At 62.5% G+C, this 17268-nt stretch carries 14 protein-coding genes and 3 tRNA genes; 12 read left to right on the forward strand and 5 right to left on the reverse strand.

Annotated features, from left to right (window positions below; translation table 11 throughout):
- The first annotated feature begins 136 nt into the window (after positions 1 to 136).
- Genes AACY13_RS16720 through AACY13_RS16735 form a run of 4 tightly spaced genes read left to right on the forward strand, consistent with a single transcriptional unit; the run spans position 137 to position 4777 of the window.
- Positions 137 to 2887, forward strand: coding sequence for a response regulator (locus AACY13_RS16720; protein ID WP_339462714.1), 2751 nt, complete (start codon positions 137 to 139; stop codon positions 2885 to 2887).
- Between the two features lie 25 nt (positions 2888 to 2912).
- Positions 2913 to 3908 carry a 2-hydroxyacid dehydrogenase gene (locus tag AACY13_RS16725; protein ID WP_339462715.1) on the forward strand — a complete coding sequence of 332 codons (996 nt, stop codon included), beginning with the start codon at positions 2913 to 2915 and terminating at the stop codon, positions 3906 to 3908.
- A gap of 27 nt (positions 3909 to 3935) precedes the next feature.
- Positions 3936 to 4376, forward strand: a complete 441-nt coding sequence (locus tag AACY13_RS16730; protein ID WP_339462716.1) for a hypothetical protein — start codon at positions 3936 to 3938, stop codon at positions 4374 to 4376.
- Entirely contained in the window at positions 4373 to 4777 is a 405-nt protein-coding gene (locus tag AACY13_RS16735) for an META domain-containing protein (protein ID WP_339462717.1), read from the forward strand. The genes AACY13_RS16730 and AACY13_RS16735 overlap by 4 nt, the downstream gene beginning before the upstream one ends.
- A gap of 91 nt (positions 4778 to 4868) precedes the next feature.
- Here AACY13_RS16735 and dinB read toward each other — a convergent pair whose 3' ends face one another.
- Positions 4869 to 5930 (reverse strand): DNA polymerase IV, encoded by a 1062-nt coding sequence (gene dinB / locus AACY13_RS16740; RefSeq protein ID WP_339462718.1) that lies wholly within the window; start codon positions 5928 to 5930, stop codon positions 4869 to 4871.
- A gap of 16 nt (positions 5931 to 5946) precedes the next feature.
- A complete protein-coding gene (locus AACY13_RS16745) occupies positions 5947 to 6162 on the reverse strand; it encodes a zinc ribbon domain-containing protein (RefSeq protein WP_339462719.1) in 216 nt (71 codons plus the stop codon).
- A gap of 221 nt (positions 6163 to 6383) precedes the next feature.
- On the opposite strand from AACY13_RS16745, the gene AACY13_RS16750 reads away from it, so the two are divergent.
- The 7 genes from AACY13_RS16750 to AACY13_RS16780 all read left to right on the forward strand — a co-directional run bounded on the left by AACY13_RS16750 (position 6384) and on the right by AACY13_RS16780 (position 11884).
- Positions 6384 to 6460 (forward strand) — tRNA-Met (locus AACY13_RS16750).
- 121 nt (positions 6461 to 6581) lie between these two features.
- Positions 6582 to 6658, forward strand: a tRNA-Met gene (locus AACY13_RS16755).
- A 123-nt stretch (positions 6659 to 6781) separates the two neighbouring features.
- A tRNA-Met gene (locus tag AACY13_RS16760) sits at positions 6782 to 6858 on the forward strand.
- 151 nt (positions 6859 to 7009) lie between these two features.
- Positions 7010 to 7558 (forward strand): cytochrome b, encoded by a 549-nt coding sequence (locus tag AACY13_RS16765; protein ID WP_339462720.1) that lies wholly within the window; start codon positions 7010 to 7012, stop codon positions 7556 to 7558.
- Positions 7559 to 8280: 722 nt separating this feature from the next.
- The gene (locus tag AACY13_RS16770) at positions 8281 to 9822 is read left to right on the forward strand and encodes a hypothetical protein (RefSeq protein ID WP_339462721.1); all 1542 of its coding nucleotides are present in this window, start codon (positions 8281 to 8283) and stop codon (positions 9820 to 9822) included.
- Between the two features lie 297 nt (positions 9823 to 10119).
- Positions 10120 to 11442: a 30S ribosomal protein S12 methylthiotransferase RimO gene (gene rimO / locus AACY13_RS16775; protein ID WP_339462722.1), complete on the forward strand. Its 1323-nt coding sequence runs from the start codon at positions 10120 to 10122 to the stop codon at positions 11440 to 11442.
- 82 nt (positions 11443 to 11524) lie between these two features.
- Positions 11525 to 11884, forward strand: coding sequence for a thiol-disulfide oxidoreductase DCC family protein (locus AACY13_RS16780; RefSeq protein WP_339462723.1), 360 nt, complete (start codon positions 11525 to 11527; stop codon positions 11882 to 11884).
- Positions 11885 to 11911: 27 nt separating this feature from the next.
- On the opposite strand, the gene AACY13_RS16785 is transcribed toward AACY13_RS16780, so the two are convergent.
- Positions 11912 to 14140 (reverse strand): glycosyltransferase, encoded by a 2229-nt coding sequence (locus AACY13_RS16785; RefSeq protein ID WP_339462724.1) that lies wholly within the window; start codon positions 14138 to 14140, stop codon positions 11912 to 11914.
- A gap of 405 nt (positions 14141 to 14545) precedes the next feature.
- Here AACY13_RS16785 and AACY13_RS16790 point away from each other — a divergent pair, with 405 nt between their 5' ends.
- On the forward strand, positions 14546 to 14995 hold the full coding sequence (locus AACY13_RS16790; protein WP_339462725.1) for a GNAT family N-acetyltransferase: 450 nt from the start codon (positions 14546 to 14548) through the stop codon (positions 14993 to 14995).
- Between the two features lie 15 nt (positions 14996 to 15010).
- Here AACY13_RS16790 and creC read toward each other — a convergent pair whose 3' ends face one another.
- Entirely contained in the window at positions 15011 to 16435 is a 1425-nt protein-coding gene (gene creC / locus AACY13_RS16795) for a two-component system sensor histidine kinase CreC (RefSeq protein WP_339462726.1), read from the reverse strand.
- A complete protein-coding gene (creB, locus tag AACY13_RS16800; protein ID WP_339462727.1) occupies positions 16435 to 17121 on the reverse strand; it encodes a two-component system response regulator CreB in 687 nt (228 codons plus the stop codon). Before creB ends, creC begins: the two co-directional genes overlap by 1 nt.
- Positions 17122 to 17268 lie beyond the last annotated feature (147 nt).

The raw sequence follows: 17268 nt of genomic DNA on the forward strand, positions 1-17268 counted from the left end.
GACGGTTACACCTGAGCACGAGAAAATCACCGAGGCTAATGAGAATAATTCTACCTACTAACTGCGCCGCACTCACCTACAGATTCTCGCCGGCCGAATCGCTACACTGCCGAGACATCATCCAAGGAGGCAGCGTGTGTTAAAGGATTTAGGCATCAAAGGCCGCGTACTCATGCTCACCCTGCTGCCCACCAGCCTGCTGGCACTGGTGCTGGGCGGCTATTTCACCTGGGTGCAGCTGTCCGCCCTGCAGGCCCAGCTGCTGCAACGCGGACAGATGATCACCGAACAGCTCGCGCCCCTGGCCGCCCCCGCCTTGCAGCGCGGCGACGGCATCCTGCTGCAGCGCATCGCCACCCAGGCGCTGGAGCAACCGGACGTGCGCGCCGTGAGCTTTCTCGCCAGCGAACGCACGACCCTGGCCCACGCCGGCCCGCGCATGCTCAACGGCGTACCCAACGGCGGCAGCTTGCTCGCCGCGCAACACAGCAGCCAGGACGCCACGCGTTTCCTCCTGCCGGTATTCGAGCAGCACCTGAGCCTGACCGGCGAAGCCGTCGGCGATAATGGCAACAACCTGCTGGGCTGGGTCGAGCTCGAGCTGTCGCACCACAGCACCCTGCTCAGCGGCTACCGTAGCCTGCTGGCCAGCCTGCTGCTGATTGCCACCGGCCTGGCGGTCACCGCCCTGCTGGCGGTGCGCATGAGCCGCACCATCAACGACCCGCTGCGGCAGATCAAACATGGCGTTGCCCAGCTCAAGGATGGCAACCTGCAAACCCGCCTGCCGCCCCTCGGCAGCCATGAACTGGACGAGCTGGCCTCGGGCATCAACCGCATGGCCGAGTCCCTGCAGAACGCCCAGGACGAGTTGCAGCAGAGCGTCGACCAGGCCACCGAGGATGTGCGGCATAACCTGGAAACCATCGAAATCCAGAACATCGAGCTGGACCTGGCGCGCAAGGAAGCCCTGGAGGCCAGCCGGATCAAGTCCGAGTTCCTGGCCAATATGAGCCATGAGATCCGCACCCCGCTCAACGGCATCCTCGGCTTCACCAACCTGCTGCAGAAAGGCGAGCTGAGCCCGCGCCAGCAGGATTACCTGGGCACCATCGAGAAATCCGCCGACAACCTGCTGGCGATCATCAACGAGATCCTCGACTTCTCCAAGATCGAAGCCGGCAAGCTGGTACTGGAAAATATCCCCTTCAACCTGCGCGACCTGCTCCAGGACACCCTGACCATCCTCGCCCCCGCCGCCCACGAAAAGCAGCTGGAACTGCTCAGCCTGGTCTACCGCGACACCCCGCTGTCACTGATTGGCGATCCGCTGCGACTCAAGCAGGTACTGACCAACCTGGTCAGCAACGCCATCAAGTTCACCCGCGAAGGCAGCATCGTCCTGCGCGCCATGCTCGAGGACGAAACCCCCGACCGCGCGCAACTGCGCATCAGCGTGCAGGACACCGGCATCGGCCTGTCCGACGAGGACCTGGGCGAACTGTTCCAGGCCTTCAGCCAGGCCGACAATTCGCTGTCGCGCCAGGCCGGCGGCACTGGTCTGGGCCTGGTGATTTCCAAGCGCCTGATCGAGCAGATGGGCGGCGAGATCGGCGTCGACAGCACCCCCGACGAAGGCTCGGAGTTCTGGATCAGCCTGAGCCTGCCCAAGGCCCGCGACGATGCCGAAGACCTGCCGCGCGCGCCGCTGCTGGGCCGCCGCGCCGCACTGTTGGAAAGCCACGAACTGGCCCGCCAGGCCCTGCAGCACCAGCTGGAGGATTGCGGTCTGCAGGTCAGCGCCTTCGACAGCCTCGACAGCTTGTTCGCCGCCGTCAGCGCCGCGTGCCACACCGAGCAGCCGATCGAACTGGCGGTGCTCGGCGTCAGCACCCAGGCCTTGCCACCGGAGCGGCTCGGCCAGTACATCTGGGACCTGGACCGCGTCAACTGCAAGGCCCTGGTGCTCTGCCCCACCACCGAGCAGACGCTGTACCACAGCCTGCTGCCCAACGCCTACAGCCAGCTGCAGGCCAAGCCGGCCTGCACCCGCAAGCTGCAGCGCGCCCTGGCGGAGCTGATCAGCCCCCGGCATGCCCGCGCCGAACCGCAGAACAGCCCCCCCAGCCGCCCGCCACTGATCCTCTGCGTCGACGACAACCCGGCCAACCTGCTGCTGGTGCACACCCTGCTGGAAGACATGGGGGCAACCGTCAGCACCGCCAGCAGCGGTTACGAGGCCCTGGACAAAGCCAAGCTGCAGGTCTTCGACCTGATCTTTATGGATGTACAGATGCCGGGCATGGACGGTCGCCAGGCCACCGAAGCGATCCGTCAGGTGGAAAGCGAGCGCGGCCAGAGCCCGGTGCCCATCGTCGCCCTCACCGCCCACGCCCTGGCCAACGAGAAGCGCGCCCTGCTGCAAAGCGGCCTGGACGACTACCTGACCAAGCCCATCAGCGAACGTCAGCTGGCCCAGGTGGTGCTCAAGTGGACCGGCCTGGCATTGCGCAATCAGGCCGTCGAACAGCCGAGCGAAAGCGGCCCACGCTGCGACCTCAGCGTCCTCGATGCCGCCGAGGGCCTGCGCCTGGCCGCCGGCAAACCCGACCTGGCCGCCGATATGCTGAACATGCTGCTGGCCGGCCTGCCGACAGACCGCCAGGCCATCCGCCAGGCGCGCCAGGCCGGCGAACGCAGCGCGCTGATCGAACGCGTGCATCGCCTGCATGGGGCCACCCGCTACTGTGGCGTGCCGCAATTGCGCGCCGCCTGCCAGCGCAGCGAAACCCTGCTGAAACAGAACGATCCAGCGGCCAATCAGGCCCTCGACGAACTCGACGCCGCCATCGAGCGCCTGGCCAGCGAAGCCAGCGTCAGCGTCTGACCCATCGCCACCCCGGAAAATCGCCATGCGCATGATCCTGTTCAGCAGCAAAGCCTACGACCAGCAGAGCTTTCTGGCCGCCAACCTGCCCGACGACTGGCAAGTGAACTTCCAGGAAGCGCACCTGCGTCAGGACAGCGCCGACCTGGCCGCAGGCTGCGAGGTCGTCTGCGCCTTTATCAATGACGAACTCAGCGCACCAGTGCTCAGGCGTCTGGCCGCCGGCGGCACACGGCTGATCGCCCTGCGCTCGGCCGGCTACAACCATATCGACCTGTCCGTCGCCGAGCAGCTTGGCCTCTGCGTCGTCAGGGTGCCGGCCTATTCGCCCCACGCCGTGGCCGAACATGCCCTGGCCCTGATCCTGACCCTCAACCGCCGCACCCACCGCGCCTTCAACCGCACCCGCGAGGGCGACTTCTCGCTGCACGGCCTGACCGGTTTCGACCTGCACGGCAAAAGCGTCGGCATCGTCGGTGCCGGCCAGATCGGCCTGACCTTCGCCCGGATCATGGCCGGCTTCGGCTGCCAGTTGCTGATCAACGACCCCCGCTCCGTCGCCAACCTGGCAGACCTCGGCGCGCGCCAGGTCGAACTCGACGAGCTGATCGAGTGCAGCGACATCATCAGCCTGCACTGCCCGCTCAACGCCGCTACTCACCACCTGATCAATGCCCCGCGCCTGCAGCAGATGAAAGCCGGGGTGATGCTGATCAACACCGGGCGCGGCGCACTGATCGACACCCCGGCGCTGATCGGCGCGCTGAAAAGCGGCCAGCTGGGCTATCTGGGTCTGGATGTCTATGAAGAGGAAGCCGAGCTGTTCTATGAAGACCATTCCGACCAACCGCTGCAGGACGATGTGCTGGCGCGGTTGCTGAGTTTCCCCAATGTACTGATCACCGCGCACCAGGCTTTCCTCACCCACGAAGCCCTGGCCGCGATTGCCGCCACCACCCGCGACAATATCGCCGCCTGGCTGGCCGGCACGCCGATCAATCTGGTGCACGCCACCACGTGATAGCATTTGCGCCCCTCTGGAGGACTCATGGCCGAACACGACTTTCGCTACAACCTGCTCAACCCCGAACACACCCTGATTGAATGCCGCGCACTGGCACCCGGCCGCTACCAGGTCACCGGCAACGGCGGCTCGATCCAGAGTGGCGACGACCTGCTGGTGACCCTCAAGGGCAGCCGCGAGCTGTCCATGCGCCTGCACGCCGAGAAGGTCCGCCACCTGATAAACCCCCGCGGTCAATGGGTGGCGGTGGCCACCGGCCCGGTCTTCGGCGAGCTGGCAATCTTCAACTGGCAGGTCAATTGCGACAGCTGCCAGGCGCAACTGGATTTCGAATTCGCCGTGGATGCGGCCCTCGGCAAGAAAGCCCAGGCTCCGGCCGCCGAAGCACGCATCAATGAACTCGGCTGGCGCAAACAGAACAACCGGCACCTGTGCCCGAAGTGCATCGACAAGGAGGTTGCATGAAACCCGTACTCGCCAGCGGCCTGCTGGCCGCCAGCCTGCTCGGCTGCGCCGCTACAGCGCCGCAGCTGCAAACCGAACACAGTTATCAGGTGGAATGGATCGGCGAACGCCCGCTGATCGACCGCAGCCACCTGACCATCACCTTCGGCGACGACGGCCGCGCCTATGGCAACGCCGGCTGCAACCACTGGTTCGCCGGCTACCAGCTGGATGGCGATAAGCTCGGCTTCAGCGCCGCCGGCAGCACCCGTAAGATGTGCGCAGAGGCATTGATGGAACAGGAAGCGCGCTTTCTCGAGAGCCTGGGCCAGGTCCAGCGCTGGGACTTCAACGATATCGGTCAGCTGCAGCTGTGGCCGGCCGCAGGCAAGCCGATCCGGCTCTGGCCTGAAGGCAGCTGAGCCCAACCGATGCGTAGGGTGCGCCGCGCGCGCCACAGAAGAAGAAGCGCCACATCAGCCTCAAGGTGGACAAGCCTGCGGCATCTCCACCCTAGGGTGCAAACAGCTCCAGCTGCTCATGGTGACCGCGCAAATCATGCAGGCGCACCCCCACCCCGAGCAGCCGCACCGGCTTGTTGCCACGGGCAAAGGCCGCACTCATCAGCAGTTGATAACTGTGTAGATCGCGCCGGGCCCCGGCCTGCTCCAGGGTGGTCTGGCTGAAATCGTGGAACTTGATTTTGACGAAGGGTTTGTCCGGCCGGTAACTCGGGTCCAGCCGTGCCATGCGTCGGTCCAGCTCGGCGAGCAGCTGTGGCAACTGCTCGAGGCACGCGGGCAGATCCGCCAGATCCTTGTCGTAGGTATGTTCCACGCTGAGGCTCTGCCGGCGACTGTCGGTTTGCACCGCACGCTCGTCGATCCCCCGGGCCAAGCCCCACAAGCGCTCGCCAAAACTGCCGAATTCCCTGACCAAGGCCAGCTTGTTCCACTCGCGCAGGTCGCTGCAGGTGCGAATCCCCAGGCGACCGAGCTTGTCCCCGGTGACCTTGCCGACGCCATGCAGCTTATTGACGGGCAAGGCGGCGACGAAATCCTCGACCTGCTCCGGGGTGATCACAAACAGGCCGTTGGGTTTTTTCCAGTCGCTGGCGATCTTCGCCAGGAACTTGTTCGGAGCCACCCCGGCCGAGACGGTGATATGCAGGTCCTGGGACACCCGCCGACGGATATCCTGGGCGATACGCGTGGCGCTGCCGGAAAAATGCGGGCAGTCCGTCACATCCAGATAGGCCTCATCCAGCGACAACGGCTCGATCAGCTCGGTGTACTCGCGAAAGATCGCCTGGATCTCCCGCGATACCGCCTTGTAGGCATCCATCCGCGGTTTGACGATCAACAGATCCGGGCACAGCTTCAAGGCCTGCCCGGACGCCATGGCCGAACGCACGCCATAGGCGCGCGCCTCATAGTTGCAGGTGGCAATCACCCCACGCCTGTCCGCCGAGCCGCCCACCGCCAGCGGCTTGCCCGCCAGGGCGGGATCGTCGCGCATCTCGATGGCGGCATAGAAACAGTCGCAATCGACGTGGATGATCTTCCGGCTCGCCATGGTCCGCAGGCGCGCCCTACTGCTCGGCCGAGCTGGTCGGTGCGGCAGGTTCTACGGCGACCGAGCCATCCTCGTCCTTATTTATATAGGACTGGATAACCAGGATGACGATCAGCATAAAGGCCGCCAATGGCAGTAACTTCATCTTCGCGGCCAGGGCAGTGCCGCAACTCGGGCAGGTCGTCGCCTGATCGGTTACCTGTGCGCCACAGGCTTTGCATTCACGACTCATGGGCTTGCTCCATAAAATGGCTCGGAACTCTAGCCCAACAATGCATCCAGGAGCTATGCCGAATACGGGCTATGGACAGTTTAAAGTCGCCAGCCCGGCCGGGCGAGCGACACCAGGCGATAAGCGCCGGCCGCCTCGTCTGCATGGCTAAGCATCTGAATAAAAAACACTTTGCTCACCCGGCAGGTTGACAGGATGGTTTATGCCGCTACAATGGCGACCGCGGGATGGAGCAGTCTGGTAGCTCGTCGGGCTCATAACCCGAAGGTCGTCGGTTCAAATCCGGCTCCCGCAACCAGATACCCAGAAAGGCCACTCAATCGAGTGGCCTTTTCTGTTTCTGCGCCCTCATCATTTAAGTTATTGATTAAAAAGCAACAATCCATTGACAGAAGAGCATTTCTGTATAGAATGGCCGGCGCGGGATGGAGCAGTCTGGTAGCTCGTCGGGCTCATAACCCGAAGGTCGTCGGTTCAAATCCGGCTCCCGCAACCAGATACTCAAAAAAGGCCACTCAATCGAGTGGCCTTTTTTGCTTTAGCCCTCCGCAAAACTTAAGCGATTGATTAAACAGAACTATTTTATTGACAGATGTCGAATTCTATATAGAATGGCCGGCGCGGGATGGAGCAGTCTGGTAGCTCGTCGGGCTCATAACCCGAAGGTCGTCGGTTCAAATCCGGCTCCCGCAACCAGATATCCAGAAAGGCCACTCAATCGAGTGGCCTTTTTGTTTTCCGCCATTCTGGTTTCCAGGCGCGAACATCGCTTCCGCTCAGCAAAGCTTAAGTTTCAGATGCCTATGCTTGCGCTGTTCAAACCCAACAGCAGCGGAGCCGCATCACCATGTCCTGGAAAAACACCGACACGCGTTATGGCAGTCTATCGATCACCCTGCACTGGCTGATGCTGGTGCTGATCGCAGGCCTGTATGCCTGTATCGAACTCAAAGGCAGCTTCCCCAAAGGCAGCGATACCCGCGAGCTGCTTAAACAGTGGCACTTTATGCTCGGCATGGCGGTATTTGCGCTGGTCTGGCTGCGTCTACTGACGCGCTTCGCTGCCCCGACACCGAAGATCAAACCCGCCCTGCCCGCCTGGCAAAACCTGCCCGCGCAGATCATGCACCTGGCGCTCTACGCCCTGATGATCGGCGCGCCACTGGCCGGATGGCTGATCCTCAGCGCGGCCGGCAAGCCCATCCCCTTCTTTGGCCTCGAACTGCCGGCGCTGGTCGAAAAAACGCCCAAGCTCGCCGGCACCATAAAGGAATGGCACGAATGGGTCGGAGTCGCCGGCTACTGGTTGATCGGCCTGCACGCAGTCGCCGGCCTGTTCCATCACTTTATAAGCCACGACAACACCTTGCTGCGCATTCTGCCGCACAGGGACTGATCGCCGCCTTCATACAAACGCTCGGAGGGGAGCACCGGGAGGTGCCCCTCGGAGCGCTGCGACAGCCCGCCAGCTTTTTACCGCACCGATAAACCACGGTGCACCGCCTTCGTCGAGTGACACCCTATGAGTCGATTACTCGAGGTCACTTGAGCGGCGCGAAGGGTACCCATAGGCGAGCATCTTTCTACAGACCCGCAAGTGCTGGTCAATTGCCTGCGCCACCGCTAGAATTGCGCACTTTTTGATCAGAGGCGCAGCCAGCGCCCGGCATCCATCCGTACACGCCCGAGGTTACCCCCATGTCCACCCCCGCCACGCCGAAAGTCGGTTTCGTCAGCCTCGGTTGCCCTAGCGTTAGTTGATCTATACAAAAATCTGTAGACACTAAAAAGGCCCGATAGCGCAGGCAACACCTGCGGTATCGGGCCTTTTTAGTGGCATAACACCTGACGAGTTATTAACTCGCGTAAGCGGGAACAATCGGCCCAGGCTGTGTAAAAACGCAGTCGCTGTTCTGAGGTCTGCGTTGCTACGTAAAATCTGCAAAAACTTGGTTAGTCAGCAGACCCAAATTTTGCATGGAAGCGCGCTTTTCGTTCTGGTTTGGCCGCAAAGCCCGTCCAGAAACGTTTTTACACAGCCTCGGCCATAAGCGGACCTCTAAAGCTTGTGAGAGAATCCGAGTCAGGTTACCCAAGCTGGAACGGACTCTCCCTTTTATGGAATTGAATCGCCCAACTCTCCACGATATCGCATGCCACTTCTGCGTCAGCCACATTACTGGCGCAACAATTCCCGCTACTCGCCTGAGCAATATTCTCGAAAGCATATTTCGTGGGCAGCACCTCACCTCACTGTCGCTGAACTATCTGCAGCAACAGAACCTCAATGAGCTTTATCAACTGGCGACTGGCCAGATTACCTACGAGGGCTTCATCGCAGCTTTGGATCCGGCTTTAGTAGCTCGTGAGCAGGCTGCCAAAGCAGAACACCAAGCTAAGAAGGCAGATCGTTTAGCCCAGGAGCGTGCGTGGCATATTGAGGGCCAGCGTAAGATCGAAGCCGAAAAGGCTGCTCGTATTAGACGCGCTGCAGCGCAGAAGGCCCAGTCCGATCATGAGCGCAAGGCCGCTGATGAAGCTCGCATCGCCTATGAAGCTACGTGGGCAATGCAATGCAACCTTAATCGTGAAGCGGCTGAAGCAGCGTACAAAACTCGTATGCGCGACCCCGATTACATAGCCCCGACGCCCCGAGACATTGCCCGTCACTTCCGTGTGGACCACCCTAAAGCGGTCATCTCTCCGTTTAGCAATATCCTGGACGCTCTCTATCAAGGGCGTCCGCTTGCAGCAGCCTATCTCAACTATCTCAAGGTCAAAGGGTTTCTTAGATTGTATGAACTGGCCATTGGCCAAGTCACCTACGAGTCCTATATTTCGGACATCGATGCAGTTGAGGTCGCACGGGCCGCTGCCGAAGCAGCTCGCCTTGAGCAGGCCGAGGCACAAAGACTCCGGCGTGAGGCTGCCGAGGTCGCCCGCATTGCTCGCGAAAGCGATCCCGCATACATCCTGTGCAGGAAATACGGGATTTTCGTCATTGATCAGTCTTTGTTGCCACGGATGATGGACATCCTCCAGAGCATCGACTCCGGCAACCGACTGGCCGATGACGACTTTGTTTGGCTCAACACTGAGGTCCAAGACCATTTCACTAAGGAACTGCGGAAGGCCTACCACCTGCGCGAGGCCGAATTCTGTGGCAATCAGTACCGCCGAACTCAGGACCCGTGGAACGCAATCAACGCCAGTGGTCACTATAGAAAGTGCGATCAGCCAGAATCTGCACTCGAACTACTCGCCAGCGTACCGACCAATCGCTTTAAACACCCCAAGATCCACTCAGCGATGTGCACCACCCGCGGCGGGGTCATGCGCGACCTGGGCCGGCGTAACGAAGCTCTTCAGCTCGGCAAGCAGGGGCATGAGTTACAGCCGCGGAACTTCCGTCCATGCACTTTGCTAGGCGCAGTGTGCATGGAGCTAGGCAACTGTGTGGAGGGGCATGACTGGTACGCCAAGGCTGAGGAGCGCGGTGCCAGCAAACAGAGCATCGACACCGAACTACGAGGCATCTTCCTTCGGGCGGACAAGGCCAGGCGCGAAACCATGAGAGCGTCCTTACTGGCAAAAGATCCGAACCGCTACCGCTGGGTGAATGACAAGAAGTATCGCAGTGAATCGACGCCAGTTTCGTAGACGGAGCCAAGCATCCCTTTCGGGTCGAAAGGCACCCTCATCGGACGGCTGCTCCGGTCGACTGCTGATCGTGGCCGGCCAATATCAGCCCAAATCACCCGTTGAGCGATAGCCCAACACCGGGGGTGCACCATCTTTCACAGTATTGGCGGCGCAGATTGATCCATCCGAGAAAGTTTACTGTCACGCTGGGCACATCACGCTATCCACGACACTGGATAATCTCACCAAGCGCCGCTAGAATTGCGCACTTTTTGATCAGCGGTGCCACACAGAGCACCCGATGAGGTAAGCCCAATGTCAACTACCACACCCAAAGTGGGGTTTGTAAGTCTCGGATGCCCCAAGGCCCTGGTCGATTCCGAACGTATCCTGACCCAGTTGCGCATGGAAGGTTACGAAGTGGTGCCGACCTATCAGGACGCCGATGTGGTGGTGGTCAATACCTGTGGCTTTATCGACAGCGCCAAGGCCGAATCCCTGGAAGTGATAGGTGAAGCCCTGGCCGAGAACGGCAAGGTCATCGTCACCGGCTGCATGGGTGTGGAAGAAGGTGCGATCCGCAAGGTGCACCCCAGCGTGCTGTCGGTGACCGGCCCGCAGCAGTACGAGCAGGTGCTCAACGCCGTGCATGAAGTGGTGCCGCCGAGCAAGGAGCACAATCCGCTGATCGACCTGGTGCCGCCACAGGGCATCAAGCTGACCCCGCGCCACTACGCCTACCTGAAGATTTCCGAAGGCTGCAACCACAGCTGCAGCTTCTGCATCATCCCCTCGATGCGCGGCAAGCTGGTCAGCCGCCCGGTCGGCGAAGTGCTCAGCGAAGCCGAGCGCCTGGTCAAGGCTGGGGTCAAGGAGCTGCTGGTGATCAGCCAGGATACCAGCGCCTACGGCGTCGATATGAAGTACAAGACCGACTTCTGGAACGGCCAGCCGGTGAAAACCCGCATGACCGAACTCTGCGAAGCGCTGTCGAGCATGGGCATCTGGGTGCGTCTGCACTACGTCTACCCCTACCCCCACGTCGACGAACTGATCCCGCTGATGGCCGCCGGCAAGATCCTGCCGTATCTGGATATCCCCTTCCAGCACGCCAGCCCGAAAGTGCTCAAGGCCATGAAGCGCCCGGCCTTCGAAGACAAGACCCTGGCGCGGATCAAGAACTGGCGCGAGATCTGTCCGGAACTGACCATCCGCTCGACCTTTATCGTCGGCTTCCCCGGAGAAACCGAGGAAGACTTCCAGTACCTGCTCGACTGGCTGAGCGAAGCCCAACTCGACCGCGTCGGCTGCTTCCAGTACAGCCCGGTGGAAGGCGCACCGGCCAACGACCTGGACCTGGACGTGGTACCGGACGACGTCAAACAGGACCGCTGGGACCGCTTTATGGCGCACCAGCAGGCCATCAGTACCGCCCGCCTGCAGCTGAAAGTCGGCAAGGAAATGGACGTGCTGATCGATGAAGTCGACGACCAGGGCGCAGTCGCCCGCTGCTACGCCGATGCTCCGGAGATCGACGGCAGCGTGTTTATCGCCAGTACAGCGGTCAAGCCTGGCGACAAGGTCCGCGTGCGCATCGTCGATGCCGACGAATACGACCTGTGGGCCGACCTGATCTAAACCGCCGCGCCCCTCCTCGTCCTGACGAGGGGCACGCGCTGCTGTTCTAAACTGCTGATAAGCCCACCACCAGGCCAGCCCCATGGCCCGACTCAAGGTCTATTACGACGGTGCCTGCCCGCGCTGCGTGGTCGACCGCAGGCGTTACGAAAAGCTCCGCGCCCGGGGCGACGACAGCGTGGAGTGGCTAGATATCAGCGGTAAGGAAGAACAGCTGCGTGCCGCCGGTATCGACCCTTACCTGGCGCTCACCGAACTCCACGTCGAAGACGCCCAGGGCCGCATCCACCGTGAGCTGGACGCCTATATCCTGCTGATGGCGCGCATCCCACTCCTGCGTCCGCTGGCCTGGCTAGTCGGCCTGCCCGGCCTCAAGCCCATGCTGTCCTGGGGTTACCGCCACTGGGTGCTGCGCCGCCTGCGTCGCGAAGGCCGGCTGTAGACCTGCGCCGAGTAACGCAGCCATCCATCAGCGCCAGCGATCGCCCTGCTCCCGCGAGGCGGCCATGACCGTGCCGTAAACCTCCTTGACCCCTTCGGCGAACTTGTCGATGGAATGCTCCGCCGCCACCAGCAGGGCGTGCTCGGACATCTCGCCGCGCAGTCGCTCATCGTCCAGCAGCTGGATCACTCGCGCGCACCACGGGGCCTGCTTTTCCGCGGTCTTGAAGCCGTTGTAGCCCTGCCTGATCACATCATCGATACCACTGGAGCGCACCGCCACCACCGGCAACCCCGCGGCCATGGCCTCGAGGATCACCATGCCCTGGGTCTCCGACTTGGAGGCGAAGATAAACAGCTCGCCCAGGCGGTAATACAGGGCCATCTGTTCGGGCGCTACCGCACCGAGCAGACGGACGTGGCGGCCAAGGTGCAGCGCGTCGATACGTGCCTGCAGCCGCTCGCGCTGCGGCCCGTCGCCGATCATCAGCAAGACCCAGGGGCGCGCGCTCTGCTCGCGCAGACTGGCGAGCGCATCGATCATAAAGTCGATGTTCTTTTCATTGGACAGGCGAGAAACACTGAGCAGAACCTGCTCCTCGCCAATGCCCAGCGTCTGCCTGAGCTGCTCGACCTGCGCCGTCGTCACCGCCTGGAAGCGCTGGAAATCGATGCCCGTGGGCTGAACGAAGATCGGCTGTTTCACACCGATCATGCGCAGATACTCTTCGGCCGAGTAAGTCGGCACTATCACTGCCTCGCACTTGTTGGCGAAGCGCTTGATCAGCGCATGGGAGATCAGGTTGCGAAACAGCATGCCCGGCAGCGGCACGAAGTGGGCATAGTGCTCCAGCCGGGTGTGGTAGGTAAAAACCGCAGGCACGCGCAGACGATGGGCCAGCAACAGGCCCAGCGAACCGAGCCAGAACGGATGGTGCAGGTGTATCAGGTCGGGGCGAAAGGCCCTGACGGCCTGGCCGATGCGGCCCAGGAAAATATTGGCCAGGCGAAATTCGCGCCTCTCGCCCATGGCCAGCAGCGACGGCACCCTGAGCACACAAGCCTCCTCGCGCGGCTGCTCGCGATAACCCGGCACGACCAGCAGCACGGCGTTTCCCAGGGCTTCCAGCCCACGCCGCAAGCGCTCGATCGAAACCGGCACGCCGCCGATAAACGGCAGGTAGTTGTTGCTGAACATGGCCACCCGCAGCGGCCTGTCGACCCAGGGCGAAGGGTCCAGATCGAAGTTCGGGTAATAGTCGCGCTCGGCGAAGGCCAGGGCATAGAGCTTGATCGCGGCGATGATCAGGGCGCTGACCAGCAGAATGAAGTTCAGGTAGCTCACATAGAACAGCGAATAGATAAACAGCCACAGGTTCTCGATCCGTTTGAACAGCGGATGCTGCCCCTCCTCCAGACGCTGCAGGCGGGTGTCGATGCCCTGGGCGGTCACGGACACCTGCACATAATGGGGAAAACTGGCGGGCTCATTCAGCAACAGGCCACCCGCCCCGCCAGTGGCGATAAAGCGGGTGCGGCCGCGGTGCTGTTCGGAAAACAGCGGCACCTCGGCGGCAAACACCGCCGCAACCGCGTGTCGATCGATCAGCTCCAGCAGCGCCTCGCGAAACGCCGCCGGCTGCAGATAATCCTGCGCCTCGGCAGAGCGGGCAATCGGCTCGCCAGGCAGTAGCGGCTTGCCGGTGAAGAGAAACACCTGCTGCGCATCGCCCTGCCCCAACAGCTCCTTGAGCCAGAGAATCTGCCAGCGCCAGGGCGTCTTGCCGGTGCTGTCGAGAAAGATAAAGCGGCGTGCGCCGGCACGGAAACTGAAGAAATGCGGGCCGAAATGCTCGTAGAAACGGTAGCTGCCGAACTCTTCATACTCATGGGCGGCAAAGGTCAGCAGGTAGGGCATCTGCAGGTGGCCCAGGCTACCGTGCAGCGCCCGGTACTTGTCCTCGCCGCCGCCACTGACCGCATTGCCCGCGGAAACCATAAAGTCGACCCCCGAGGCATTCAGCAGGGGAATGATCCGCCGCTCGAAAATGCCGACGGAGTTATTGATATTGCCCACCACCGCAAAGCTGAAACTGTCCCGCCCCTCCAGCCGCGCCTGAATCGCCTCGACCTGAGTGGTGTGCTCCGCCACGAAGTCCGACAGCATCAGATTCAGATAGGCCTTGTAACCCAGCAACAGGCCGACAATCAGCACATTGCAGTAGAAAAGCACCTTGAGCGGACGGCGCACTCTCATTCGAGACTCATCCGGCTGAGAACCCGGCGTTGAACAAACCGCCAGAGCGGTAAACAGGCCAGGCACACTGGCGACTATAGCCCGCACCCGGGGCGGGGGCAGATAGTCGTGCGTCCAGGCCGCCTTGACGTATAAGCATCCCTGTTCCGTTAAGCATAGCTAGACATGGCAGCGTCAAACCCCAGATGGACTCCGTGTGGTCGCCGCCCCTGGGAATGACCCGGCGCGTATAACCTCTATTGCGCCCTGCCCGCGCATAGTTGCCCGCGCTCCTGCCCCGTCTCCCCTACTCGACCGGGTCGGCACGCTGCTGTATATATCGCCGCAACGCCTCTCGGTTCAGCCGTTTGCGCCCCCAGTCGGTGAGGCCGTAGCACCTGGTCTCCCCATACAAGGACGTCCACCATGGAAATACGCTGTATCGCGCCAGACGAGCTGGATGCATTGCTGAACCTTTATCGACACCTGCACCCAACGGATGAAGCACTGCCGCCCCGCAGCCAGGTTGAAGCCGTATGGCAGTCGATCATGGACAATCCGGGCTATCGCTACTTTGGCCTGTATCAGGACGCGGCGCTGCGCGCCAGCTGCTGCATCAGCCTGGTGGCAAACCTTACCCATGGCTGCCGACCCTATGGCCTGATTGAAAATGTGGTCACCCATGCTGAACACCGCCAACGCGGCTATGGCCAGGCACTGCTGGCCCATACCCTGGCCTTCGCCTGGTCCCAGGGTTGCTACAAGGTGATGTTGAGTACCAGCAGCAAAGACCCGGCCACCTGGCAGTTCTATCAGGCCGCCGGTTTTGATCGATTTGAAAAGCAGGCGTTTATTGCCAGGCCGCCTGCCCTTTAGCGCCGCCGCCCCGCTTTAGGCCTGGGGCAGCACCAGGCGCACCTGCACGCCGCCGGCAGTGTTGGCAACCTGCAATGCGCCGCCGTGCAACTGCATCACTTCCGCGACGAAGTTCAAGCCAAGACCGGTGCTTTTACGCCCGCTGCCGGGCCGCGGCAGGGAGTAGAAGCGCTCGCACAGGCGCGCCAGGGCGTAGTCGGGAATCGGCTCGGCCTGGTTGAACAGCAGCAGTTCGATCTGCCCGTCGCGGGCTTCGCCACTAAAGCGGATCAGCCCGCCGAGCGGGGTGAAATCCAGAGCGTTATCGAGCAGGTTGGCCAGGGCCTGACGCAGCAGAAAGGCCTCGCCGCGCGCGCTCAACTCAGGGCCAATGTGGTTTTCAATCTGCAGGCCCGCCGCCTCGATACGCGCCATCTGCGCCTGCAGCAGGGAATCGACCAGCGCCTGCAGCGGCACCGCCACCTGCTCTTCCAGCCCCTGGCGCTGCTCGACCTGGGCCAGGTGCAGCAGGCGCTCGATCAGCTGCTGCATGCGCGCGCTTTCCTGCTCGATATTGGCCACGAAGCGCTGACGCTGTGCGCCGGGCATCTCGCCGTCGAGCAGTTCCGCCGCGCCGCGAATCGCCGCCAGCGGGCTTTTCAGCTCGTGGGTCAGGGTGTGCACATAGCGCTCGACGTAGGCCTTGCCTTCCAGCTCGGTGCGCATGCGTTCGACCGCCTCGGCCAGTTGCCCCAGCTCGCCGCCGCGCAAGCTCGGCAGCTCGGCGCGCGCCCCGGCGCTGACCGCCTGGGCATAACGGGTCAGCTTGCGCAGGGCGGCGCTGAGCCACCAGGACAGCAGCGCACCGATCAGCAGACCGAGCACGATCAGGCCGCCGCCGAGCCAGGCCAGGCGCTGCTCGGAACGCTCGATATAGGGCTGCAGGCTGCTGTTGGGCTTGGCCACCGAGACCACGCCGATAATCCGCGCGCCGTCCATGATCGGCGCGGCCACGTACATCACCGAAGAGTTCTCATCGTTCGGGTCTTCCTTGGTCGAGCGCGCGCCGTATTCGCCGCGCAGGGTCAGGTACACGTCGTTCCAGCGCGAGTAGTCCTGGCCCACCGCCGCCCCCGTGGAGTCGAGCAGGACGATACCCTGGGCGTCGGTGACGTAGATACGGTGGTTGACCCGGTTTTTCTCCAGGCCCCAGATCTGCGCCCGCGGCTGACGCTGACCATAGGCCTTGAGCAGTTCAGGCAGGCGGCCCTGTTGCAGACGAGCGCTCCTGACCTCATCGCGCAGAATCTCCGCCAGCAGGTTGGCGGTGTCGACCAGGGTTTCCTCGGTGCTCTGGCGCACCCCGGGACGGATCTCGTCCATCACCGTGCTCAGCACGAACCAGCCGGCCAGACCGACAAACAGGAAATACACCAGAAAGATGCGCATCCCCAAGGGCATCAGGCGTGCCTCGGCGAGTAGCTGTAACCCAGGCCGCGATGCGTCTGGATCGGCTCGGCGCTGGCCGCCACCTGACGCAGCTTGGCGCGCAGGCTCTTGATATGGCTGTCGATGGTGCGCTCGTAGCCGACATCGGCGGCCACGCCCAGGCCGTCGAGCAACTGCTCGCGGGAAAACACCCGCTCGGGCTGGGCCAGCAGCTGTTGCAGCAGACGGAACTCATGCCGGGTCAGGCCCAGCAACTGGTCGTGGTAGTGGATCTGCACCCGTTCGCTATCGAGCCGGAACGGCCCGCCGACCGGGTTTGCGACCAGCGGCTCACGCGGGGCCATGCGCTTGAGGATGGCCTTGACCCGCGCCGCCACCTCGCGCGGACTGAAGGGTTTGACCACATAATCGTCGGCACCGATTTCCAGGCCCACCACGCGGTCGATTTCCTCGCTGCGGGCGGTGAGGAAGATCACCGGCACCTCGGAGACGCGCCGCAAGCGCTTGCACAGCTCGAAACCGCTGATATCCGGCAGGCCGACGTCAAGAATCAGCAGATCGGCCGGGCTGTGCGCCTGCAGGGCCAGGGCCTCCTGCCCGAGGGTCAGCCAGGTGCTGGTAAAGCCTTCGCTGTGCAGGGCGAAGATCAGGGTGTCGGCGATGGCGGCTTCGTCTTCGACAATCAGAATATGCGGCATGGGCGTCCTGCTCGTGGGCAACTCGGCGAGGAGCCTGCGGCAGGCCGCGGCCAGCGTCAAGGCTGGGCGCAGATCCGTAGGCTGGGTTAGCGGCGCTAAGCATTGAACCCGAGAACATCCACGCAGGCCGAGCGCCGCGTAACCCAC

The organism is Pseudomonas sp. EA_105y_Pfl2_R69 (assembly GCF_963970915.1).
Classification (GTDB): Bacteria; Pseudomonadota; Gammaproteobacteria; order Pseudomonadales; family Pseudomonadaceae; genus Aquipseudomonas.